Source organism: Pseudomonas sp. zfem005, from assembly GCF_032621735.1.
Taxonomy (GTDB): Bacteria; Pseudomonadota; Gammaproteobacteria; order Pseudomonadales; family Pseudomonadaceae; genus Metapseudomonas; species Metapseudomonas solani.
The window spans coordinates 20,060-40,618 of the sequence record NZ_JAVYJE010000014.1 but is presented as its reverse complement, the minus strand read 5'-3'; the positions used below and the strand labels follow the sequence as shown (position 1 = coordinate 40,618).

The following is a 20,559-nucleotide window of genomic DNA, read 5'->3' as shown; positions in this document are numbered from 1 at the left end:
TCAGCTGTACGAAAAATGCTCAACGAATCCACCGCAATCCCAGCAACCACGCGCCCTGCGCTGTCCCGCCGCTTCTCCGTTGCGCCGATGATGGATTGGACAGATAGAAATTGTCGGTTCTTCCTGCGCCTGCTTTCGCGCCATGCGCTGCTGTACACGGAGATGGTGACCACCGGGGCGCTGCTCCAGGGGGATCGTGCGCGCTTCCTGCGTCATGACGAGGCCGAGCACCCTCTGGCGCTGCAGTTGGGCGGCAGCGTGCCGGCTGACCTGGCGGCCTGCGCGCGCTTTGCGGAGGAAGCGGGTTACGACGAGGTGAACCTCAACGTCGGCTGCCCCAGTGATCGGGTGCAGAACAACATGATCGGCGCCTGCCTGATGGGGCATCCGGCGCTGGTGGCCGATTGCGTGAAGGCGATGCTGGATGCCGTGGCGATCCCGGTGACGGTCAAGCACCGCATCGGCATCAACGGCCGCGACAGCTATGCCGAGCTGTGTGATTTCGTCGGCCAGGTCCGCGATGCCGGCTGCCGCAGCTTCACCGTGCATGCGCGCATCGCGATCCTCGAAGGGCTGTCGCCGAAGGAGAACCGTGAAATCCCGCCGCTGCGCTACGACGTCGCCGCGCAACTGAAGCAGGACTTCCCGGACCTGGAGCTGATCCTCAACGGCGGCATCAAGACGCTGGATGAGTGCGCGGCCCTCCTCGAGGTATTCGACGGCGTGATGCTCGGCCGCGAGGCCTATCACAACCCCTACCTGCTGGCAGGCGTGGATGCGCGGCTATTCGGTGGCCAGGCGCCGCAACCGACCCGGGCCGAGGCCCTGACGGCGCTGCGTCCCTATATAGAGCGGCACATCGCGGAAGGCGGGCAGATGCACCACATCACCCGCCATGTGCTGGGCCTGGGCCAGGGCTTCCCCGGGGCGCGGCGCTTCCGTCAGCTGCTTTCGGTGGACGTGCACAAGACCCAGGACCCGTTGGGCCTGCTGGATCAGGCCACCGAGCTGTTACGCGGCCACTAAGCCGCGCTCTGGCTCCGCGCCAGGCAGTAACCCTTCTGCCCTTCGGGCACCACCAGGCCGCTTTCCAGCATGCGGCCAAGCACCTGGCGCACGCTGATCAGTGACAGGGGCTCGCCGGCGGCGTTGAGGCGCTCGTGCAGCAAGCGGGTGGAAATACCGCCGGTTTCCTGGCTGGCATCGCAGAGTACTTCCAGCACTTTCAGGCGGGGCAGACTGGTCTTCAGGCCGGCCTCCTGGAGCATGTGGCGCAGGTGCTGGTGGTCGCTCATCGGCATGGCATGACTCCTTGTTGTATCGGTTGCCTGTTCGGCTCGCATCGAGGCTGGCGGTCCTGCTGGCCTCTTTTCCCCCTGCAATTTCAGGGGTTCTACTAATAAAGACGAACGAGAACGAAAAACCCGCAAGAAAAAAGGAAAAAAATCCAAATCCGGCGGTCAGACTGCTGCGGCGGTTCCGCTCGATCCCTCAGGGAAGAATGACGCGGGACAAGGCCACGAATTTACCCACGCCGCCCCGTTGAGCGGGCCAGGCGGCTCGGGTAAGGTCATGCAATCTGCAACGACAAGGCTTCGTCCATGACATCCAAGCTGGATCAACTCAAGCAGTTCACCACCGTGGTCGCCGACACCGGCGACCTCGACGCCATCGCCCGCCTCAAGCCGGTCGATGCCACCACCAACCCCTCGCTGCTGCTCAAGGCCGCCGCCCTGCCCCGCTACACCGAATTGCTCGACGCGGCGGTCGCTGGTAGCGCAGGCGACCTGGGCCTGGCCTGTGACCGCTTCGGCGTCGCCGTCGGCCAGGAGATCCTCAAGGTGATCCCGGGCCGCATCTCCACGGAAGTGGACGCCCGCCTGTCCTTCGACACCCAGGCCACGCTGCGTCGCGCCGAACGCCTGATCGGCCTCTACGACAAGGCCGGCATCGGCCGCGACCGCGTGCTGATCAAGATCGCCTCCACCTGGGAAGGCATCCGCGCCGCCGAGCAGTTGGAGCGCGACGGCATCCAGACCAACCTCACCCTGCTGTTCAACTTCGCCCAGGCGGTCGCCTGCGCCGATGCCGGGGTCTTCCTCATCTCGCCCTTCGTCGGGCGCATCTACGACTGGTACAAGAAGGCCGAGGGCCGTGACTTCGCAGGCGCCGAAGACCCGGGCGTGCAGTCGGTCTCGCGCATCTATCGCTACTACAAGGCCCACGGCTACGACACAGTGGTCATGGGGGCGAGCTTCCGCAACCTCGGCCAGATCGAACAGCTGGCCGGCTGCGACCGCCTGACCATCAGCCCCGACCTGCTGCAACAGCTGGCGGACGATACCGGCACTCTGGAACTCACGCTCAGTGCGAGCAACGACAGCGAGCCGCGCGTCGCCCTGGACCAGGCCCAGTTCCGCTGGCAGTTCAACGAAGACGCCATGGCCACCGAGAAGCTCGCCGAGGGCATCCGCCTGTTCGCCCGCGACCAGGAAAAGCTCGAAGCCCTGCTCAACGCCCGCCAGAAATAAAAACGCGCGCGCAGCCACAAGGCTGCGCGCGCGGGTTCACCAATCAGGGGGAAAGACGATCAGCTGCGCTCGAGGGCGCTCACCAGATCGTGGAAGGCTTCTCGATTGGACTCATTGAGCCCCATCAGGATGCGGTGTGCTTCCAGCACCTTGGTGCGTACCACGTCCTCGGTCTGGTCCTGCGGAGGCAGGTCTTCCAGGCATTCCGGGCATGGCAGCGGCTTGCCGACGATGTTGAACACCTGGTCGAACCCCATCGACTGCAACAGTCGAGTGATGTCCGGGTGGGTGGTCACCACGGTCGGCAACAGTCCTACCTTCTGCCGCGAGAGGATCGACAGCTTGGCCAGCAGGCCCAATGTAGTGCTGTCGATACTGCGAGTTTCCGTGAGATCGATGACGATCGCAGAGAAATTCAGCGCGGAGAAGATCTTCTCAATGGTCGCATCCAGAGCCGAACACAAGGTAAGGCGAATTTCACCGACGAACTTCAGGACGAAGGTTCCGTCCTGCTCGGCAAACTGGATTTTACCGGTACTCATGCAAGGTTCCTGCTCAACACCAGCAAGGCGATATCATCCGGCATCTCGCCCAGATTGGCCAGTCCAAACACCTGTCGCAAGCCATCCAGACTGCCACCTGCCGTGCACACCAATTCCGGTAGCACAGCCTCTTTTTCTTTGAGCGTATCTCCCGGCAAAAGGTCCAGAATGCCGTCGGATAAAAGCGTCAGGCTGAAGGACTCCGGCAGCTCGAGGACCTGGTCCTCGTAGGTCGCCTCATCGAACAGCCCAACCGGAAGGCCGCGCCCGCTCAGGTAACGCGCCTTGCCTTCGCTGAACAGCACCGGCAGCGGCAGGTGCCCGCCGATGCTGTAGGTCAGAAGACCGCTTTCTTCGTCTATCACCCCGCCGAGCATGGTCACGTGCTTGCCCAGCTTGCAGTTGATCAACCCACGGTTGATATGGCCGAGCACATCGGAAGGCTTGAACTCGGGAAGCAACCCACCCCGGCGGGATTCGTACAGCAGCCGGGTAGTCATGAATTTCAGCAGTACGGTGACGAAGGCCGACGACGCGCCATGGCCGGAGACATCGGCCAGGTAGAAGGCGACGCGGTGATCGTCCACGCGGAAGTAGTCGACGAAATCCCCCGACAGGTACAGCGACGGGATGATCTGGTGGGCGAACTTCAGCCCATCCACCGTCCAGGGCGTCACCGGCAGCATGTTCATCTGCACCTGGCGCCCGGCGTTCTGGTCTTCCTGCAGCAGGTGCAGGCTGGCCTGGAGTTCGCGGTTGGCCGCTTCCAGCTCTTCGCGGTAGCGCTGGTTCTCGACGCGCAGGGCGTGGCGGTCCAGCGCCCGGTGCACCGAGTGCTCCAGCACCGCCAGGTCTTCCAGGGGTTTGATCAGGTAGTCGGCCGCGCCCAGGCGCAGCGCTTCCACGGCATCGCTCATGACGCCAGCGCCGGACACGACAATGACCGGGGTATCGGACTGGAGTTGATTGACGCGGCGGATGAGTTCGAGGCCATCGACCTGAGGCATGCGCAGGTCGCAGATCACCAGGTCAGGATGTTCCTGCTCGAAAACCTGCAGCCCCTGCAAGCCATTGGCAGCTTGCAGGACGCTGAAACCACTGTCTTCCAGATAGGCCGCAAGGCTTGCGCGCACTACCTCGTCGTCATCGATGATCAGCAGCTTGGCACTGGTATTGTGCATGGAGTATCCAGGCAAACGGCGCCATGGGACGGGCTGGTTGAACACCCGGCCCAAGGCCCTGGTGCGCGTATGGGGGTTCGCTTCAAGGCGCAGACGGTACTCCCATCCGCGGGGCGATTCAAGCGTGCACCGATTGTCGAAACCCGCCTTTACACAAGAAATCGACGGGAGTTATAAGAAGCTCGGGGAGAGTCCATCAAATACAAGAGGACAGTGGCAATGAGCCAAAGCGATCGAGCCTATAGCGAGAAACGCGATTTCATCCGGATGCAAGTCGAAGCCCATGTCGTCCTGCATCATGCCGGACGCGAGATTCCCGCCCTTTGCCGCGACCTCTCCAGTACCGGCATGCAGCTGGAAGCGGACGTGGAGCTGGCGATCGGCGACAAGGTCAAGGTCCATATCCCATCCGACCACGCCGAACTGCAGGGCCTCCTGGCTGAAGCCGAGGTGGTGCGCCTGAGTGATAGCGAGAACGGTGGCAAGTCCATCGGGCTCGCCATCATCTCGATGCGCTGAGCAACGCGCGGAAACGAAAAAGGCGGCCCGATGGCCGCCTTTTTCATACCCGGGAAGGCTTAGAAGTCGTCCTCGACCTCCCCGTCGCGCACCTTGAACTCACGGTTCTGCAGGTAGGCGTTGCGGATGAAGTTGTACTTGTCGCCCTGGATGAACTTCTCCGCCGAAAGCAGGTTGGCGCGGGCGTCGATAACGTTCACGCCACGGATCACGTTGCGCGTCGGCACGTGGTCGATGTACGGGTACGGGCCCAGGTAGCTGTCCGGGATCTTCGCCGGCGCGTCGCGCAGGGTGCTCGAGCCCAGCAGCGGCAGCACCACGTAAGGGCCGCTGCCCACGCCCCAGGCGCCCAAGGTCTGGCCGAAGTCCTCGTCGTTGCGCTGCAGCCCCATGCGGGTGGCCACGTCGAACACGCCCAGCAGGCCGAAGGTGGTGTTGAAGATCAGCCGACCGGTGTCGACGCCGGCGTCATGGAACTTCGCCTGCAGCAGGTCGTTGGCCAGGTTGCCGACATCGCCGACGTTGTTGAAGACGTTGTGCACGCCACTCTCGACGATGTCCGGGGTCACCGCCTGGTAGCCCTGGGCGACAGGTTTCAGCGCATAGGTATCCAGGGTGTCGTTGAAGCGGAAGATCACCCGGTTGACGCCCTCCCACGGATCGCTTTCCGCCGCATTCGCCGCCAGCGGCAGCAGTGCCAGCCCCGCTACGCAGCACACACGACCCAGACGATCGAGCCACCCGGTGGCGATCATTCGCATTGCAGACTCTCCTAGAGAAAAGTAGTGTGGCGAACCCGTGGGCCGCCCGGTGAGGCGCGCATTATACGGCCATCGGGAACTCAATAGGCAGCATAGCGAAGGCGCCCGATGCAGGAAAAACTATTGCCCGCATCCCGGTGCGCTGGGGCGACATGGACAGCTACGGCCACGTCAACAACACCCTCTATATCCAATACCTGGAAGAGGCCCGCGTAGCCTGGTTCGAGCAGCACGGCATCCCCATGACCAACGTCGAACAGGGCCCGGTGGTCCTGCAGACCCTGCACACCTACCTCAAGCCCGTGGTGCACCCCGCCACCGTGGTCATCCAGCTGTTCGCCGGCACCGTCGGTACCTCCAGTCTGGTGGTCGAGCACCGCCTGAGCACCGAGGAAGACCCGCACACCCTCTACGGCGAGGGCTACTGCAAGCTGGTCTGGGTCGATCACGCCGGCAACCGCCCGGTCCCCGTCCCCGCCAGCCTGCGCGAGCTAATGAACGGCAGCTGAGCCGTCATCTTTCCTTAATCCAGCCGTCATGCGGCAGGGCTAGGCTGGGGCCTGACCCCGTCAGGATGACCTTGCCATGCCCACCAGCACACCGCCCGCATTCAATGCCCTGCTCTTCGGCCTCTCCGGCTGCCTCGTGGATTTCGGCGCCAGGACGCTCCCCGTAGCCCTGACCCGCACCCTGCCACGCTGCACCGCAGAGCGCCTGCAGGAAGCCGCCACCCTGCCGCCGACCCAGGCCCTCGGCCATGCCCTGCAACGCCCGGCCAAGGCCGCCGAACTGGCGCGCTTCAACGAAGCCCTGGCCAGCGCCGCCGATGAACACGCCGAAGCCGCACCCGGGCTGGACCAGCTCCTCGACCTGCTCGCCGCCCGGCAGATCCCCGGCGCCTGGCTCGACGAGCTGCCCGAAGGCACCACCCACGCCCTCGCCGGCCCCCTGGCCAGCACCCTGGCCGCCGGCAACGACCCCGAAAGCCGCCCCTGGCCAGCCCCTGACGCCTGCTGGCGGGCCCTCGCCGCCCTGGGCGTGGAGCGCCTGGAAGGCTGCGTGCTGGTCAGCAGCGAACCGCGCCTGCTCCAGGCCGGCCTCAATGCCGGGCTCTGGACCGTCGGCCTCGCCGCCAGCGGCCGCCTCTGTGGCCAGGCCCTGGGCGACTGGCAGGCCCTGGCCGCCAACGAGCGCGACCCCCTGCGTGCCCGCGCCACCCTGGAGCTCTACCGCCTGGGCGCGCACTCGGTGATCGACCACCTGGGCGAACTGCCCGCCTGCCTGGACGACCTCGCGGCGCGCCGACAGAAAGGCGAAAAGCCCTGACCGCACAATTGTTACAGCCTTGATCGGGATCAGGCGCGCGCGGCACTCCTGGATTAATCTCAACGACACGAGGGACCTTTTGGCAGCCGCCGGAGGTCCACTCCTGAGTCATATGAAAGGAGAACGCCATGTCTGAACGTCTGCAGCAGCAACTGCAAGAACTGCGCGAGCAGTTGGCCAGCGACGCCCCGATGGATGAGCACGAGCGCGCCGAGCTGAACACGCTGATCCAGGACATCGAACTGCAACTGGCCACCGAACCGGCCACCCCGCCCGACGACAGCCTGGTGGACGGCGTCAACCTCGCGGTCGAGCGCTTCGAGATCAAGCACCCGACCCTCGCCGGCACCCTGCGCAACATCGTCCAGAGCCTGGCGAACATGGGCATCTGAAGCACCCGCAAACGAAAAACCCCGGCCTTGTGCCGGGGTTTTGCGTTCTGGGGGTAGCCCGGGCTTCAGCCCGGGAAAATGGACCTCCTACTGCCGTGCCAGCCGCCCGTTGTCCGGTGCCAGCTCATGGGTGCTGCGGTAGGGGTTGATGTCCAGCCCGCCCCGGCGCACGTAGCGGGCATGCACCCTCAGGTACTCCGGCTTGAGCAGGCGCTGCAGGTCGAGGAAGACGCGCTCCACGCACTGCTCGTGGAAGTCGCAGTGCTGGCGGAAGCTGACGATATAGGCCAGGAAGCTGGCGTGATCCAGGCGCGCGCCCTTGTACTCCACCACCAGGGTGCCCCAGTCCGGCTGGCTGGTGACCGGGCAATTGGACTTCAACAGGTGGCTGTGCAGCGCCTCTTCCACCACCTCGCCGGCATCGGCACGCAGCAGCTCCGGCTGCGGGTGCTCGTAGTTGGCGATGGCCACGTCCAGGTCGTCGATGCAGGTCCCGGCGGCGCGGGCCACGCCTTCGGCTTCCACCTCGGCCAGGCTGCGCACGCGCACCTGCACCGGCGCGCCGGCGGCGGCCGACAGGTCCTTCTCCAGCACCGCCACCAGTTCGTCGGCATTGGCGAAGGCGCTCTGGTTCAGCGAGTTGAGGTAAAGCTTGAACGACTTCGACTCGATGATGTTCGGCGAGGCCGCCGGGATGGCGAACTCGCCGATGGCTACCACCGGCTTGCCGGACGGGGTCAGCCAGGACAGCTCATAGCAGTTCCAGAAATCCACGCCTTTATAAGGCAGGGTCTCCGCCGTCAGCCCCAGCTCGTTCCATTTCGCCACGCGGGAGATGGGGAACAGCAGTTGCGGGCTGTAGGTGCTGATGTACTCGCTGGATTTGCCCAGCGGCGAGTGTTCGGCGGGATGCTGCATGAGGAAGGCGACCTGAGCGGGAAAACCCGGCAATTGTATACAGGCCGCCACCCGCCGCGAAACCCGCGCGGCGCCCGCTCAGAACCAGGCGCGCAGCCCCACCACCCAGGCCCCCTCCTCGTCCGCCTCGCCCTCCTCCCGCAGCCAATCGCCGCTGCGCCCATAGGTGCGCTCCCACTCGTAGCCGACGTAGGGCGAGAAGTCCGGCGCCAGCCGCCAATGCAGGCGCAGCCCGGTCTCCAGCGTACTGCCACCAGCGCCGCGCCCCAGGTCGTGGTCGTCGGCCAGGGCCAGGTCGTATTCCAGGCGCGGCTCCAGCACCAGGCTGCGGGTCAGCAGCAGCTCGTACTCTGCCTCCAGGCGCAGGGAGGGGTCGCCCCGCTCGCTGAGGAACAGGTTCGCCTCCACCTCGAACCATTGCGGCGCCAGGCCCTTGATGCCAAGCACCCCGTAACTGCGCGAAGGCCCGGGCTGGTCGTCGTAACGCAGCCCCGCCTGCCAGTCGAAGAAGTCGCTGACCATGCGCCGATAGAGCAGCTGCGTCTCGCTGTCCACGGTCGGCCCACCGGCATCGCGCAGGCCCTCGTTCTTCAGCACCAGCTTGTGCAGGTCGTTGCCGTACCAGCCCTCCGCCTCCCAAGCCAGCTGGGCGTCGTCGCCGTGGAAACGGCTCTCCAGGCGATCGAAGCCGAAGTAGCCGACGGGCATGGCGTCCATGTCCATCGCCAGCGCCGCCGGGCTGGCCAATGCCGCCAGCAAGCCCCACTTAATGCTGCGCATGAGCGGCGTCCCCCTTGCTGTCCATCTCCATCGCGTCGCCCAGGGAACGGCTGCTGCCGTCGGGCGCCTCGACAATCACCTTGCGGAACATGCCGCTGACCATGTGGTAGATCAGGTGGCAGTGGAAGGCCCACTCACCGATGGCGTCGGCCGGCACATCCACTTCCAGGGTGCTGCCGGGCGCCACGTTCACCACATGCTTGAGCGGGTTGAGCCGCCCGTTGCCCTTGTCCAGCTGCATCCACATGCCATGCAGGTGCATGGGGTGGTTCATCATCGTCTGGTTGACGAAGCGGAAGCGCACGCGCTCGCCGTAGCGCAGGCGGATCGGCTCGGCCTCCGAATACTTCACCCCGTCGAAGGACCAGAAGTAGCGCTCCATGTTGCCGGTGAGCTTCAGCTCGATGGTGCGGTCCGGCGCGCGGTAGCGGGCGTCCGGGCGCATCGCCTTGAGGTCGCCGTACACCAGCACCCGCCCGCCCTCGGCCTCCGGTGCCACGCCGCTGCCGGGCGCGTAGTCGGGGTTGCCCGCCGGTGCCGATGGCATCCCGTGGCCCATGGCGGCGTGGTCCATCCCGGCCATGGCGCTGTGGTCCATGCCCGCCATCTCACCCATATCGCCCATGTCGGCCATGGTCAGGCGGCGCGGCGCCCCCAGGGGCGGCACCTCGCCGGCCATCCCCTCGCGCGGCGCCAGGGTGGCGCGCACCAGGCCACGCCGGTCCATGGATTCGGCCAGCAGCGAATAGGCGCGGTCCTCGGTCGGCTGCACGATCACGTCATAGGTTTCCGCCACCGCCATGCGCAGGCGGTCCACCGTCACCGGCAACACGTCGTTGCCGTCGGCCTGCACCACGGTCATCGGCAGGCCGGGGATGCGCAGGTCGAAGTAGCTCATGCCCGAGGCGTTGATCAGGCGCAGGCGCACCCGCTCGCCCGGTTTGAACAGCGCCGTCCAGTTCTGTTCGGTGTCGCGGCCGTTGACCAGGAAGCGGAAGCCGCTGACATCGGCGATATCGGTCGGCGACATGCGCATGTCGCCCCAGGCCCAGCGGTCCTTCAGCGTCGCCCAGACGCCATCGCGAGCGGCATCGCGGAAGAAGTCCCCCACCGTCAGCTTCTGGTCGTTGTAGTACTCGGCGTCCTTCTTCAGGTTGGCCAGGGTGCGTTCGGGCTTCTCGTCCTGCCAGTCGAACAGCATCACCGTGTATTCGCGGTCGTAGCGGTACGGCTCGCGGGCCCGGGGCTCGATGACCAGTGGCCCGTACAACCCCTCCTGTTCCTGGAAGTCGCTGTGGGCGTGGTACCAGTAGGTGCCCGACTGCTGCAGGCGGAAGCGGTAGGTGAAGGTCTGCCCGGGCTTGATGCCGGGGAAGCTGATGCCCGGCACGCCGTCCTGGTCGTAGGGCAGGATGATCCCGTGCCAGTGCAGCGAGGTGTCGCGGTCCAGGCGGTTGGTGACGCGGATCTCCACCTCCTCGCCCTCCTTGAAGCGCAACTCCGGGGCGGGGGACTGGCCGTTGATGGTCAGCGCCGGCCGGCGGCCATCGCTCAGCTCGACCTGCCCCTCATCGATCACCAGGTCATAGCTGCCACCCAGGGCGTTGGCGGCCAGGGCCAGCAGCCCGGCGCCGATCAGCACCCGCTTCATGGCGTGACCTTGAGGCTGCCCACCATTCCCGCCTGGTAATGGCCGGGGATGTTGCAGGCAAACTCCAGCCCGGTGGTGGCGCTGAAGGTCCAGGTCAGCTCGGCGGTCTTGCCCGGCTCCACCAGCACGCTGTTGGGGTCGTCGTGCTTCATCATCGCGCCGTGGTCCATGCCGGCCATGTCGTGGCCCATCTTGCTGTGGTCCATCTGGCCCATGTCGTGGTTCATGCCGGTGGGGGTGAGCATGCCCATCTGCTGCATCTGCAGCATTTCCTTCTGGTGCGCCGCATGCATGGCGGCGTCGCCCAGGTTGAACTCATGGAGCAGGCTGCCGCTGTTCTTCAGCACGAAGCGCACCGTCTCACCCGCCCTCACCTCCAGGCTGGCCGGCTCGTAATACATGTCGCCGAGGGTGATCTCCACGGTGCGGTCGGCCTCGGCGGCCTTGCCCGGGTGACCGAAGGCATAGCCACCGGACGGCGTGTCGGCCAGCACCGGCAGGCTGATGGACAGGCCCAGGGCCAGGGCGATGAGAGAGGATTTCATAAGGCGCTCCTTGAGTGACGATGACGCCACCTTAAGCACCCCAGGCTGGCGCCTGGCTGACCGCGACATTACAACTTTGTCAGCTTGCGCCACCGGCGGCCGCCGGCGCGGTATAAAGCAAGTGTTCCCCGTCACGAGTGCCCCATGAAACTGCTGATCGTCGAAGACGAACCCAAGACCGGCCACTACCTGCGCCAGGGCCTGGGCGAAGCCGGCTTCCTCGCCGACCTCGCCAGCGACGGCATCGCCGGCCAGCACCTGGCCCTCACCGGCGACTACGACCTGGTCATCCTCGACGTCATGCTCCCCGGCCGCGACGGCTGGCAGGTGCTGCGCGCCCTGCGTGAGTCCGGCCTGGAGATCCCCGTGCTGTTCCTCACCGCCCGCGACGCCGTGGAAGACCGCGTGCGCGGCCTGGAACAGGGCGCCGACGACTACCTGGTCAAGCCCTTCGCCTTCGCCGAGCTGCTGGCCCGGGTGCGCACCCTGCTGCGTCGGGGCGCCACCGGCCAGCAGGACACCAGCCTGCAACTGGCCGACCTGCGCCTCGACCTGCTGCGCCGAAGGGTGGAACGCGACGGCCAGCGCATCGACCTCACCGCCAAGGAATTCGCCCTGCTGGAACTGCTGCTGCGCCGCCACGGCGAGGTGCTGCCCAAGTCGCTGATCGCCTCCCAGGTCTGGGACATGAACTTCGACAGCGACACCAACGTCATCGAGGTCGCCATCCGCCGCCTGCGCGCCAAGGTCGACGACGCCTGGCCGACCAAGCTCATCCACACCGTGCGCGGCATGGGCTACGTGCTCGAGGCGCGGGACGCCTGATGCGCCGCCTGTCCCTCGGCGCCCGCCTCAGCCTGCTGTTCGCCGCCTGCACCGCCGCCGTCTCGCTGATCGCCGGCCTGCTCTTCGACCGCGCCAGCGCCGCACACTTCGTCGAACTCGACCAGCAACTGCTGGCCGGCAAGGTCGAGGTGTTCCGCAGCATCCTCGGCCCGGCACGCAACGCCGAAGCCATCGGCCGCCATGAAGACGAGCTGCGCACCGAGCTGGAACGCCACCCCGACCTGGCCCTGCGCATCCTCGGCGCCGACGGCGAACCCTGGTTCGACAGCCAGGCCGTCGCCGGCGCCGGCCATGACCGCCACGGCGACACCGCCTGGCGCCGCTTCGACGCGCCCCTGGAACCGCAGCGCGCGCAATCGCCCCGGCTGGAACTGCGCCTGGACATCACCCACCACCAGCACTTCCTCGAACGCATGCAGCGGCTGATCTGGCTCACCGTCGGCCTCAGCGCCCTGGCCACCGCCCTGCTCGGCGCCTGGGCCGTGCGCAGTGGCCTGCGCCCCCTGCGGCGGATGACCGAAGTCGCCGCCGGCGTCTCCGCCAGCTCGCTCACCACGCGCCTGGCCGACGACCAACTGCCTGCCGAGCTGGCCGGCCTCACCCAGGCCTTCAACGCCATGCTCGGCCGCCTCGACGACGCCTTCCAGCGCCTCTCGGCCTTCTCCAGCGACATCGCCCACGAGCTGCGCACGCCGCTGTCCAACCTGCTCACCCAGACCCAGGTCACCCTCGCCCAGCCCCGTGACGGCGACGCCTACCGCGAAGCCCTGCACTCCAACCTCGAAGAGCTGCAGCACCTGGCGCAGATGGTCAACGACATGCTGTTCCTGGCCAAGGCCGAGCACGGCCTGCTCGCCACCCGCCTGGAGCCCCTGCAGCTGGGGGCCGAGCTGGACGCGATGGCGGAATTCTTCGCGCCCCTGGCCGAGGATGGCCAGGTCACCCTCAGCCGCCAGGGCGATGCCCGCCTGCCGGCCGACCGCGCCCTGCTGCGCCGCGCCCTGTCCAACCTGATCGACAACGCCCTGCGCTTCACCCCGGCGGGCGGACGCATCCAGCTCCTGGTGCAGCAGGACGCCGGCCAGGTCCGCCTGGAAGTGGCCAACGACGGCACCCCGATCCCCGCCGAGCTGCTGCCGCGGCTGTTCGACCGCTTCTTCCGTGGCGACCCGGCGCGCCGTGAAGGCCAGGCGGAGCACGCCGGCCTCGGCCTGGCCATCACCCGCTCCATCGTCCACGCCCACGGCGGCGCCATCCGCTGCGAATCGGCCGGCGGCTGGACGCGCTTCGTGCTGGAGTTCCCCCTAGCGCCCTGAATCGGGGCCGGCGGGCTGGCAGTCGTAGCTCAGAAGCACATCCATGCCCCAGGCCTGCCCACAGGACGCCTCCATCACATAGGTCGAGCCGTTGAAGCGCCAGTCGGAAACCCCCTGCCCCTGGTCCGCATACAGGCGCACCGGTACATGGCCCTGGCTCAGCGGCCCGCTCACTGCGCCGAGCATGCCCTGCCCTTCCAGCAGCAGCTGCGGCTCACCCGCGTCATTCACCGCGAACAGCCAAAGGGCGTTGCTGCGCTGCACGTTCTGCGACACCAGGATGCCTGGCCGGCCCTCACCCAGGTCGACCCGGCCAAAGCCCAGGCTTGCATCGCCCCAGCCATCGCCCATGTCCTCGTCTTCGGGCGTGTAATTGCCCGACTGCGCCACCTGTTGACGCAAGCGCTGCTGCAGCGCCTCCGGCACCTCGCCCGGGAGTCCGGGCAAGGCCAGACCGCCTTCCGGACCTACCGGCTGCGCCCAGCGCGGGTCGCTCAGGCCCTCATCCAGCAGCGCCCGCTGGCAGCTGACGTCGGCCTTGCAGGCCCGCAAGCGCGCCAGCCAGGCGTCGAGGGCAGCGGACCACTGCAGGATCGAGCGCTCCGGCGCCAGGCTGCCGTGCAAGCGCAACGCCATCTGCTGCGCCTTCGCCCGCAGTTGATCGTCCACGCACAGCCCTGCCCAGTCACCGCCCTGCCCCTCCAGCGCCACCCGCCGTTCCTCGGGCGACAGGTAGTTCGCACCGTTCAGCACGCAGGGCAGGAACGGCAGCGGCCCCGGCAACTGCTCCAGCTGCGGGTCGGGGAAATGACGCGCCAGCAACTCGTCGTAACGGGCCAGCACCTGCCCGCTGCGGTCGATCAGCGCCTCGACGCTGCGCTCGTAGGGCAGCGGCAGGGTCACCACCGTCCGCCCCTCATCGAAGTCGTCGATCACCGCCGGGTAACTCGGGGCGATCACCCAGGCGCCCTGGTGATCGATAAAGCCCCACAAGTGGTTCTGCGATGAACGCGCCGCCGCCAGGCCCTCGTGGAAGCCGTGGGCATCCTCGAAATCCCCCGGCAGCGGGTAGCTGCCGTCCACCGCCATGAAGCGCACCGTGCTCGGCGACTGCACCTGCCCCAGGTTCTCCCCGGTGGGCAGCCGCACCGGCAGCAGGCCTTCGCGCAGGCTCAGGTCGAGCGGCTCGCTGTACAACCTTGGCGCCGGGCCGAACACCAGCTGCGCCTGCTCATCCAGCAGGCCCCAGCCCCAGGGCCCGTCCGTCGCCATCACCCGCACGCCTTCATTCAACGGGTGCACACGGGTCACCTGCAGGTGCAGCCACTCGCTGAACAGCGCCGGCAGGTCCAGCTCCAGGGGCGGCACCGCCTCCAGCGCCTGGGCGCAATCGCCCAGCGGGTGCTGCGCATCAGCCCCCGGCACCGGCAGCCGCCCATCCGCCGGCAGGCGCCCGAGGGCACGGGCGGAGCGGGTCTCCAGCACCCAGGTGTTGCAACGGCCGGCCGCGCTGGCCCCCAGCTCCTGGCGCCCCCCGGCGCTGTCCATCATGAAATTGCCCCGGCCACCATCGGGCGCCGCCAGGGTCTGGCCGCCACGGTAGTCACGGAGGAAATACAGCCCCTCGACCAAGGGGAACGCCGGCTTGCCATCCAGGCCCAGGTAGCCACAGAAGCGCCGCTCGGCCTCCTCGCGGCAAACCATCGCCCGCCCCTCGACAAAGGGACGGGCAATGCTCAGGCCGGGCGCCACCAGCACCCGCCCCGCGTCATCGGCATAACCCCAGAGTTCGTCGCGCTTGAAGGCGAAGCGCCCGGCCTGCAACCCGCCGCCCACCTGCTGGAACAGTTGCGGCACCTGCAGTGCCCCCTTCGCCGTCACCAGCATGCAATCGCCACCCAGACGCTGGTCGACCGCCTCGTTGGCGCTCGACCAACGCGTGCTGCAAAGCAGCTGCGACGCCGCCTCGGCAGCGCCCATGCCGCCCATCATCAGCGCCAGGCCCCACAGCAGCGCCTTGCCTCCCTTCACCATGCAACCACTCCCTGCACCCCGTATCGATCGACCACCCGCCGCGCGTTCGACGACGAGCGGCAGCGAATACTGCGGCGCGACTGTACAGGGCTTGCCGGGGTTTTTCCTCGCTTTGCTGAAGGGTCAGGCGGGACGGCTCAGACGATGCCGCCATTGACCCGCAGCGTCTGGCCGTTGATCCAGCCGCCCTCCTCGCTGGCGAGGAAGGCCACCACCCCGGCGATGTCTTCCGGCTGGCCGAGGCGCTGCAAGGGCGCCAGGTTGGCCAGGCGCGCCACGGTTTCCGCATCCTTGCCGTCGAGGAACAGCTCGGTGGCGGTCGGCCCCGGCGCTACGCAGTTGACGGTGATGCCGCGGCCGCGCAGCTCCTTGGCGAACACCCGGCCCATGGCCTCCACCGCCGCCTTGGAGCCGGCATAGGCGGCGTAGCCCGGCAGCGCCAGGCCCACCACGCTGGTGGAGAAGTTGATGATCCGCCCGCCATCGCGCAGGCGCTGCGCGGCCAGCTTCATGGTGTTGAAGGTGCCGCGGGTGTTGACCGCGAAGATCCGGTCGTACAGCGCCTCGCTGGTATCGGCCAGGTCCACCAGGCCGGGCTGGATGATCCCGGCGTTGTTCACCAGCACATCGACCCCGCCGTACTCCAGCTCGGTCTGGTCGAAGAGCACGGCCACCGCCGCCGGGTCGCTGACGTCCGCGAGGATGGCGTACGCCCGGCCTCCGGCCTGGATGATCGAGCGCACCACCTGTTCGGCGGCCTCGGGACGGGCGGCATAGTTGACGACGATCTGGAAGCCGTCGGCGGCGAGGCGTCGGGCGATGGCGGCCCCTATCCCTCGGGAGGCGCCCGTGACGATTGCGGTTCTGGCAGGGTGCGGCATGGATTCCCTCCGGGAGGCCACGGCGACTTCAGGCAGGCCGGGCCTTCACTGGGTATAGCTGGCGGGGTCGCGGCCGTGATGCCGGTCATCCGCCAGGGGCGCCGTCGACGCAGCCAGCCGACGACACGTCACCCGCGCCACCGGCTATTTGCCAGAACTGAGCAGTGCTCCGCTCATTGGAGCGGCCGCTCTGGGAGATAATCGGCGGTCCGTCGCAGTCGATGGCCACCCGCCAGCCCCCTGCCCGAAACCGCCCCGGCAAACTGCCGAAGCGGGAACTACCATAACGACAAGGCCGTAGCCGGACGCCCCCGATGGGCGCCACTGCGCCTGCCGCCCTCGCTAACCCGCGAAGGTGCACTTATCTGCCCGATAACAAGAAAGGGACATCAATGATCAAGAAGTACATCGCCGTCCTGGCCTGCGCACTGACTCTGCCCACCGGTTTCGCCGCCGCTGCGGAGGAAGCGCCCATTACCCTGCGCTTCTCCCACGTGGTGGCCGACGACACGCCCAAGGGCCAGGGCGCGCTCCTGTTCAAGAAGCTGGTGGAAGAACGCCTCGGCAACCAGGTGAAGGTGGAGGTCTACCCCAACTCCACGCTGTTCGGCGACGCCGACGAGCTGCAAGCCCTGGCGGACGGCAAGGTGGACCTGCTGGCCCCATCGCTGGCCAAGTTCGACCAGTACACCAAGCAGCTGCAGATCTTCGACCTGCCCTTCCTGTTCGACGACCTCGAAGCCGTCAACCGCTTCCAGAAGCGCGCCAAGGGCCGCCAACTGCTGCGCTCCATGGAAGACAAGGGCATCATCGGCCTCGCCTACTGGCACAACGGCATGAAACAGATGTCGGCCAACCGCGCCCTGCACACACCGGCCGACGCCCGCGGCCTGGCCTTCCGTATCCAGGCCTCCGGCGTACTCGAGGCGCAGTTCGCCCAGCTCGGCGCCAAGGCCGTGCCTATGCCCTTTGCCGAAGCCTTCGCGGCGCTGCAAAGCGGCAAGGTGCAGGGCACCGAGAACACCTGGTCCAACCTCTACAGCCAGAAGATCAACACCGTTCAGCCCTTCATCATGGAAACCAACCACGGTGTGCTGGACTACATGCTGGTGAGCAACGCGCGCACCTGGTACGCCATCCCGCACAAGACCCGCACCGAGCTGGAAGCCATCATCGATGAGGTCACCTTTGCGGTGAACCACGCCGCCGAGCAGCAGAACCAGGCCGACCGCCAGCGCATCCAGAGCAGCGGCAAGACCCAGCTGGTCACCCTCAGCCCCGAGGAACGCCAGGCCTGGCGCACCGCCATGCAACCGGTGTGGGAGCAGTTCACCCCCGAGATCGGCGCCGACATCGTCAAGGCCGCGCAGGTCGTCAACCGCAAGCAGTCGCAGTAACCCGCCTCAGGCCCGGGCCGGCACTTCGCCGCCCGGCGCCATCCCATAGCTGGCCGGGCTGAACACCCGGGTCAGCGCCAGCATCGCCAGCACCATCACCACCAGCACCACCCAGGCGCTGGTGAAGCTGCCCGTCACTTCCCGCAGCCAGCCCGTCAGCCAGGGCGACACCGCATTGATCAGGAAGCCGATGCCCTGCACGAAGGCCGCCAGTTGCCCCGCTTCGCGCGGGTCACGGCGATGGTCGAGGGTGAGGATCAGGCTCAGCGCAAAGCACGCGCCCAGGCCGAAGCCGATCAGCGCCACCCACAGCAGGGTCAGTTGCTGCGGCATCCACACCAGCCCGGCGAAGCCCACCGCCTGGGCCGCCAGGCACAGCGTCAGCAGCGGGCGGCGGTCCACCCCGCGCTGGGCCAGGGCCGGCATCACCAACGCGGCCAGCACCTGGAACACCGTCATGAAGGCCAGCAGGGAGCCGCTGCGGATGGGGCTCCAGCCCAATTGCTGATAGAAGGCCGGCAGCCAGGCCACCATGCTCATGTAGCCGCAGTTGATCAGCCCGAAGTACAGCGCCAGCGTCCAGGCGCGGCGGTCCCCCAGCAACCTCGGCCCGCCGCCCGCCACGCGCGGTGCCGCGCTGCCCGCCATGGGCAACCACAACCACAGCACCCAGGCCAGGACCGCCGGCACCAGCCAGAAGCCCAGCCCCGCCTGCCAGTGGCCGAAATGCCCGGCCAGCACCGGGCTGAGCAAGGCCGACAGCCCGCCGCCGCTCATCAGCGACGCCGAATACAGCCCCATGGCCAAGGCCACGCGGCCGGCGAACTGGCGCTTGATCACCGCGGGCACCAGTGCCTGGATCAGCGCCACGCCGATGCCACCCAGCAACGCCGTACCCAGCAGCGCGCCGCCCTGGTCGCAGAGCCAGCGGGCCAGGCAGGCACCGAAGATCAACGCCAGCCCGATGGCCACGCCACGCCGCTCGCCCAAACGCGCTTCCAGGCGCACCGCCGCCAGGGCCACCAGGCCCATGCAGATCACCGGCAGGGTGGTCAGCAGCGCCGTGCCCTGGAAGCTCAGCCCGGTGGCCGCGCGGATCTCGCCCAGCAGCGGGCTCACCGAACCGAGGATCGGCCGCAGGTTCAGGCCCAGGGCCACCAGCAGCAGCCAGGCGACCAGCGGGGTGCGGGTTTCAGCCTTGTGCATGCAGGTCCTTCCAGCGCTGGTAGAGCGCGGTGGCGCCCGCCTGGGGCAGGTGCCGCACCGGCAGGCGCTGCTGCGCCAGGGGTCGCGCCATCTCTTGGTAGATGGCCGCCGTAGAGAGGCCGAAGGGCTCGCCCTCTTCGTTGGCGATGGCGAACACCGCGCGGCTCACCCCGCTCAGGTGCATGGCGGCCAGGCACATCGGGCAGGGCTGGCCGCTGGCGTAGATCACGCAGCCCTCCAGGCGCGGGCCCAGGCTGCGGCTGGCGGCACGCATGGCCAGCAGCTCGGCGTGGGCGGTGGGGTCGCCACTGAGGTGAATCTCGTTCACCGCCTCGGCCAGCACCGCGCCGTCCTTCACCAGCAGCGCACCGAAAGGCCGGCCGCCGCGCTCGACGTTGGCGCGGGCCAGCTCCACCGCCCGCTGCAGGAATGCCTGGTCATCCATCATGGAAATCGCTCCGAAGGTGAGGAAAACCTGCGGATTATGTCCAGCCGGCCAGGTATTCTGAAATTAAATATGACCATGCAAACCAGTGGCAGAGGGCATGACTCCATGTTCGACCCGCAACTCCTGCGCAGCTTCGTGGCGGTGGCCGACTGCGGCAACTTCACCCGCGCCGCCGAGCGCCTGCACCTCACCCAATCCACCGTCAGCCAGCAATTGCGCCGTCTGGAAGACGACGCCGGCTGCCGCCTGCTCGACCGCAGCCAGCGCCGCGTGGTGGCCACGGTCGAAGGCGAGCGCCTGCTGGGCTATGCGCGGCGCCTGCTCGCCCTGCAGGAAGAGGCTCGCGACGCCATGGGCGACCTGGAAAGCGCCGGTGTGCTGCGCCTGGGGGTGCCTGAGGACTTCGCCGCCGAACGCCTGATGCCGCTGCTGGCCGCCTTCGCCGCCAACCACCCCGGCACGCGCCTGGAGGTCACCAGCGGCCTCGGCCCGGACCTGCGCCGTGCCTGGCAGGGCGGCGAATTCGACTTGCTGCTGGTCAAGCAGATGGGCGACAGCGACGACTGCCTCGCCTCCTGGCCGGAACCCATGGGCTGGTTCGACAGCCGCGACAACCCGGTGCTGGGCCGCGAGCCCCTGCCCCTGGTGGCCTTCCCCGCCGGCGGCCTGTACCGCAACGAGATGCTCCACGGCCTCGACGTGCAGGGCCGCCGCTGGCGCATCGCCTACTCCAGCGCCAGCCTCGCCAGCGTCTGCTCCGCCGTCGCCGCCGGCCTCGGCATCAGCCTGCTGCCCCTGCGCATCGCCACCGCCCAGCACCGCGTGCTCGACGCCAGCAGCGGCCTGCCCGACATCCAGGGCGTACGCCTGGCCCTCTACAGCCGCCAAGGCCAAGGCAGCGCCGGCCGTGAGCTGGAAGAGCGCCTGGTCAGGCTCCTCAGCCCAGATGGCGCAGACCTGTAGGGGCATCCGCGACAAACCCACTTTCCCGTGGCGTAGGGTGGATGGCGCTCTTTTCATCCACCGAGCGAAGTCGATCCCATGCACAGAGGCATTGGGTCACCGCACAACCGCATGGGTTTCGCTTCGCTCTACCCATCCTACGGGCTGGTCAGGCTCTGTGGYGGGGGCAGCCAATAACCGCGATGCCCGGCACGAACGCCGTTCGCGAATGAAYTCGCTCACGACGGATGGACRTGACCGCTGCGTAGGGTGGATGGCGCTCTTTCATCCACCGAGCGAAGCCGATCCCATGCACAGAAGCATTGGGTCACCGCACAACCGC

The 20,559-nt window shown here is 67.6% G+C and carries 22 protein-coding genes; 10 read left to right on the top strand and 12 right to left on the bottom strand.

All coding sequences use genetic code 11. The features are described 5' to 3' along the window. Positions 1-15 precede the first annotated feature (15 nt). Positions 16-1,026: a tRNA dihydrouridine(20/20a) synthase DusA gene (gene dusA / locus RTW82_RS26850; RefSeq protein WP_316926993.1), complete on the top strand. Its 1,011-nt coding sequence runs from the start codon at positions 16-18 to the stop codon at positions 1,024-1,026. On the opposite strand, the gene RTW82_RS26845 is transcribed toward dusA, so the two are convergent. Continuing rightward, complete coding sequence (locus RTW82_RS26845) at positions 1,023-1,301, bottom strand: hypothetical protein (RefSeq protein WP_263402925.1); 279 nt, start codon at positions 1,299-1,301, stop codon at positions 1,023-1,025. The two genes, dusA and RTW82_RS26845, sit on opposite strands and share 4 nt — an antisense overlap. A gap of 300 nt (positions 1,302-1,601) precedes the next feature. Between RTW82_RS26845 and tal the strand changes: the two genes are divergently transcribed. Beyond that, positions 1,602-2,531 (top strand): transaldolase, encoded by a 930-nt coding sequence (tal, locus tag RTW82_RS26840; RefSeq protein WP_316926992.1) that lies wholly within the window; start codon positions 1,602-1,604, stop codon positions 2,529-2,531. Positions 2,532-2,590: 59 nt separating this feature from the next. Here the strand turns inward: tal and rssC are convergent, their stop codons facing one another. Both rssC and rssB read right to left on the bottom strand, forming a co-directional pair. Further along, positions 2,591-3,073: an anti-sigma factor antagonist RssC gene (gene rssC, locus RTW82_RS26835; protein WP_021219130.1), complete on the bottom strand. Its 483-nt coding sequence runs from the start codon at positions 3,071-3,073 to the stop codon at positions 2,591-2,593. Next, on the bottom strand, positions 3,070-4,254 hold the full coding sequence (gene rssB / locus RTW82_RS26830; RefSeq protein WP_263402922.1) for a two-component system response regulator RssB: 1,185 nt from the start codon (positions 4,252-4,254) through the stop codon (positions 3,070-3,072). The genes rssC and rssB overlap by 4 nt, the downstream gene beginning before the upstream one ends. Positions 4,255-4,473: 219 nt before the next feature. Here rssB and RTW82_RS26825 point away from each other — a divergent pair, with 219 nt between their 5' ends. Further along, complete coding sequence (locus tag RTW82_RS26825; protein ID WP_021219132.1) at positions 4,474-4,773, top strand: PilZ domain-containing protein; 300 nt, start codon at positions 4,474-4,476, stop codon at positions 4,771-4,773. A 59-nt stretch (positions 4,774-4,832) separates the two neighbouring features. Here RTW82_RS26825 and RTW82_RS26820 read toward each other — a convergent pair whose 3' ends face one another. Further along, the gene (locus RTW82_RS26820; RefSeq protein ID WP_031287576.1) at positions 4,833-5,534 is read right to left on the bottom strand and encodes a VacJ family lipoprotein; all 702 of its coding nucleotides are present in this window, start codon (positions 5,532-5,534) and stop codon (positions 4,833-4,835) included. Positions 5,535-5,656: 122 nt separating this feature from the next. On the opposite strand from RTW82_RS26820, the gene RTW82_RS26815 reads away from it, so the two are divergent. From RTW82_RS26815 to RTW82_RS26805, 3 genes are all read left to right on the top strand, one after another. Then, positions 5,657-6,043 (top strand): acyl-CoA thioesterase, encoded by a 387-nt coding sequence (locus RTW82_RS26815; RefSeq protein WP_410478861.1) that lies wholly within the window; start codon positions 5,657-5,659, stop codon positions 6,041-6,043. Positions 6,044-6,119: 76 nt separating this feature from the next. Beyond that, entirely contained in the window at positions 6,120-6,860 is a 741-nt protein-coding gene (locus RTW82_RS26810) for a hypothetical protein (RefSeq protein WP_021219135.1), read from the top strand. Between the two features lie 128 nt (positions 6,861-6,988). Next, positions 6,989-7,252: a DUF4404 family protein gene (locus RTW82_RS26805; protein ID WP_021219136.1), complete on the top strand. Its 264-nt coding sequence runs from the start codon at positions 6,989-6,991 to the stop codon at positions 7,250-7,252. Between the two features lie 87 nt (positions 7,253-7,339). Here the strand turns inward: RTW82_RS26805 and queF are convergent, their stop codons facing one another. The 4 genes from queF to RTW82_RS26785 all read right to left on the bottom strand — a co-directional run bounded on the left by queF (position 7,340) and on the right by RTW82_RS26785 (position 11,146). After that, a complete protein-coding gene (gene queF, locus RTW82_RS26800) occupies positions 7,340-8,170 on the bottom strand; it encodes an NADPH-dependent 7-cyano-7-deazaguanine reductase QueF (RefSeq protein WP_316926991.1) in 831 nt (276 codons plus the stop codon). Positions 8,171-8,248: 78 nt separating this feature from the next. After that, entirely contained in the window at positions 8,249-8,950 is a 702-nt protein-coding gene (locus tag RTW82_RS26795; RefSeq protein WP_316926990.1) for a copper resistance protein B, read from the bottom strand. Then, entirely contained in the window at positions 8,937-10,601 is a 1,665-nt protein-coding gene (locus tag RTW82_RS26790; protein ID WP_316926989.1) for a copper resistance system multicopper oxidase, read from the bottom strand. The genes RTW82_RS26795 and RTW82_RS26790 overlap by 14 nt, the downstream gene beginning before the upstream one ends. Next, positions 10,598-11,146, bottom strand: a complete 549-nt coding sequence (locus RTW82_RS26785; RefSeq protein WP_316926988.1) for a cupredoxin family protein — start codon at positions 11,144-11,146, stop codon at positions 10,598-10,600. Before RTW82_RS26785 ends, RTW82_RS26790 begins: the two co-directional genes overlap by 4 nt. 144 nt (positions 11,147-11,290) lie before the next feature. Here RTW82_RS26785 and RTW82_RS26780 point away from each other — a divergent pair, with 144 nt between their 5' ends. Beyond that, the gene (locus RTW82_RS26780; RefSeq protein WP_021219141.1) at positions 11,291-11,971 is read left to right on the top strand and encodes a heavy metal response regulator transcription factor; all 681 of its coding nucleotides are present in this window, start codon (positions 11,291-11,293) and stop codon (positions 11,969-11,971) included. After that, positions 11,971-13,308, top strand: a complete 1,338-nt coding sequence (locus tag RTW82_RS26775) for a heavy metal sensor histidine kinase (protein WP_316926987.1) — start codon at positions 11,971-11,973, stop codon at positions 13,306-13,308. Before RTW82_RS26780 ends, RTW82_RS26775 begins: the two co-directional genes overlap by 1 nt. Here the strand turns inward: RTW82_RS26775 and RTW82_RS26770 are convergent. Together RTW82_RS26770 and RTW82_RS26765 are read right to left on the bottom strand one after the other, a co-directional pair. Further along, a complete protein-coding gene (locus RTW82_RS26770; RefSeq protein ID WP_316926986.1) occupies positions 13,297-15,342 on the bottom strand; it encodes a WG repeat-containing protein in 2,046 nt (681 codons plus the stop codon). The genes RTW82_RS26775 and RTW82_RS26770 overlap by 12 nt on opposite strands. A 137-nt stretch (positions 15,343-15,479) precedes the next feature. Then, complete coding sequence (locus RTW82_RS26765; protein ID WP_265168381.1) at positions 15,480-16,223, bottom strand: SDR family oxidoreductase; 744 nt, start codon at positions 16,221-16,223, stop codon at positions 15,480-15,482. 392 nt (positions 16,224-16,615) lie between these two features. Between RTW82_RS26765 and RTW82_RS26760 the strand changes: the two genes are divergently transcribed. Next, the gene (locus RTW82_RS26760; protein ID WP_021219145.1) at positions 16,616-17,620 is read left to right on the top strand and encodes a TRAP transporter substrate-binding protein; all 1,005 of its coding nucleotides are present in this window, start codon (positions 16,616-16,618) and stop codon (positions 17,618-17,620) included. A 6-nt stretch (positions 17,621-17,626) separates the two neighbouring features. On the opposite strand, the gene RTW82_RS26755 is transcribed toward RTW82_RS26760, so the two are convergent. Beyond that, positions 17,627-18,826 carry a CynX/NimT family MFS transporter gene (locus RTW82_RS26755; RefSeq protein ID WP_316926985.1) on the bottom strand — a complete coding sequence of 400 codons (1,200 nt, stop codon included), beginning with the start codon at positions 18,824-18,826 and terminating at the stop codon, positions 17,627-17,629. After that, positions 18,813-19,274, bottom strand: a complete 462-nt coding sequence (locus tag RTW82_RS26750) for a nucleoside deaminase (RefSeq protein WP_316926984.1) — start codon at positions 19,272-19,274, stop codon at positions 18,813-18,815. The genes RTW82_RS26755 and RTW82_RS26750 overlap by 14 nt, the downstream gene beginning before the upstream one ends. 105 nt (positions 19,275-19,379) lie before the next feature. On the opposite strand from RTW82_RS26750, the gene RTW82_RS26745 reads away from it, so the two are divergent. Continuing rightward, positions 19,380-20,237, top strand: coding sequence for a LysR family transcriptional regulator (locus tag RTW82_RS26745; protein WP_316927079.1), 858 nt, complete (start codon positions 19,380-19,382; stop codon positions 20,235-20,237). Positions 20,238-20,559: the final 322 nt, after the last annotated feature.

What these genes read in the sequence shown, in the direction of transcription:
- RTW82_RS26780 (WP_021219141.1), top strand. Translation starts at nt 11,291, where the DNA reads ATGAAACTGCTGATCGTCGAAGACGAACCCAAGACCGGCCACTACCTG.
- queF (WP_316926991.1), bottom strand. Translation starts at nt 8,170, where the DNA reads ATGCAGCATCCCGCCGAACACTCGCCGCTGGGCAAATCCAGCGAGTAC.
- RTW82_RS26750 (WP_316926984.1), bottom strand. Translation starts at nt 19,274, where the DNA reads ATGATGGATGACCAGGCATTCCTGCAGCGGGCGGTGGAGCTGGCCCGC.
- RTW82_RS26820 (WP_031287576.1), bottom strand. Translation starts at nt 5,534, where the DNA reads ATGCGAATGATCGCCACCGGGTGGCTCGATCGTCTGGGTCGTGTGTGC.
- RTW82_RS26845 (WP_263402925.1), bottom strand. Translation starts at nt 1,301, where the DNA reads ATGCCGATGAGCGACCACCAGCACCTGCGCCACATGCTCCAGGAGGCC.
- RTW82_RS26755 (WP_316926985.1), bottom strand. Translation starts at nt 18,826, where the DNA reads ATGCACAAGGCTGAAACCCGCACCCCGCTGGTCGCCTGGCTGCTGCTG.
- RTW82_RS26825 (WP_021219132.1), top strand. Translation starts at nt 4,474, where the DNA reads ATGAGCCAAAGCGATCGAGCCTATAGCGAGAAACGCGATTTCATCCGG.
- dusA (WP_316926993.1), top strand. Translation starts at nt 16, where the DNA reads ATGCTCAACGAATCCACCGCAATCCCAGCAACCACGCGCCCTGCGCTG.
- tal (WP_316926992.1), top strand. Translation starts at nt 1,602, where the DNA reads ATGACATCCAAGCTGGATCAACTCAAGCAGTTCACCACCGTGGTCGCC.
- RTW82_RS26770 (WP_316926986.1), bottom strand. Translation starts at nt 15,342, where the DNA reads ATGGTGAAGGGAGGCAAGGCGCTGCTGTGGGGCCTGGCGCTGATGATG.
- rssB (WP_263402922.1), bottom strand. Translation starts at nt 4,254, where the DNA reads ATGCACAATACCAGTGCCAAGCTGCTGATCATCGATGACGACGAGGTA.
- RTW82_RS26810 (WP_021219135.1), top strand. Translation starts at nt 6,120, where the DNA reads ATGCCCACCAGCACACCGCCCGCATTCAATGCCCTGCTCTTCGGCCTC.
- RTW82_RS26775 (WP_316926987.1), top strand. Translation starts at nt 11,971, where the DNA reads ATGCGCCGCCTGTCCCTCGGCGCCCGCCTCAGCCTGCTGTTCGCCGCC.
- RTW82_RS26760 (WP_021219145.1), top strand. Translation starts at nt 16,616, where the DNA reads ATGATCAAGAAGTACATCGCCGTCCTGGCCTGCGCACTGACTCTGCCC.
- RTW82_RS26795 (WP_316926990.1), bottom strand. Translation starts at nt 8,950, where the DNA reads ATGCGCAGCATTAAGTGGGGCTTGCTGGCGGCATTGGCCAGCCCGGCG.
- RTW82_RS26790 (WP_316926989.1), bottom strand. Translation starts at nt 10,601, where the DNA reads ATGAAGCGGGTGCTGATCGGCGCCGGGCTGCTGGCCCTGGCCGCCAAC.
- rssC (WP_021219130.1), bottom strand. Translation starts at nt 3,073, where the DNA reads ATGAGTACCGGTAAAATCCAGTTTGCCGAGCAGGACGGAACCTTCGTC.
- RTW82_RS26805 (WP_021219136.1), top strand. Translation starts at nt 6,989, where the DNA reads ATGTCTGAACGTCTGCAGCAGCAACTGCAAGAACTGCGCGAGCAGTTG.
- RTW82_RS26745 (WP_316927079.1), top strand. Translation starts at nt 19,380, where the DNA reads ATGTTCGACCCGCAACTCCTGCGCAGCTTCGTGGCGGTGGCCGACTGC.
- RTW82_RS26785 (WP_316926988.1), bottom strand. Translation starts at nt 11,146, where the DNA reads ATGAAATCCTCTCTCATCGCCCTGGCCCTGGGCCTGTCCATCAGCCTG.
- RTW82_RS26765 (WP_265168381.1), bottom strand. Translation starts at nt 16,223, where the DNA reads ATGCCGCACCCTGCCAGAACCGCAATCGTCACGGGCGCCTCCCGAGGG.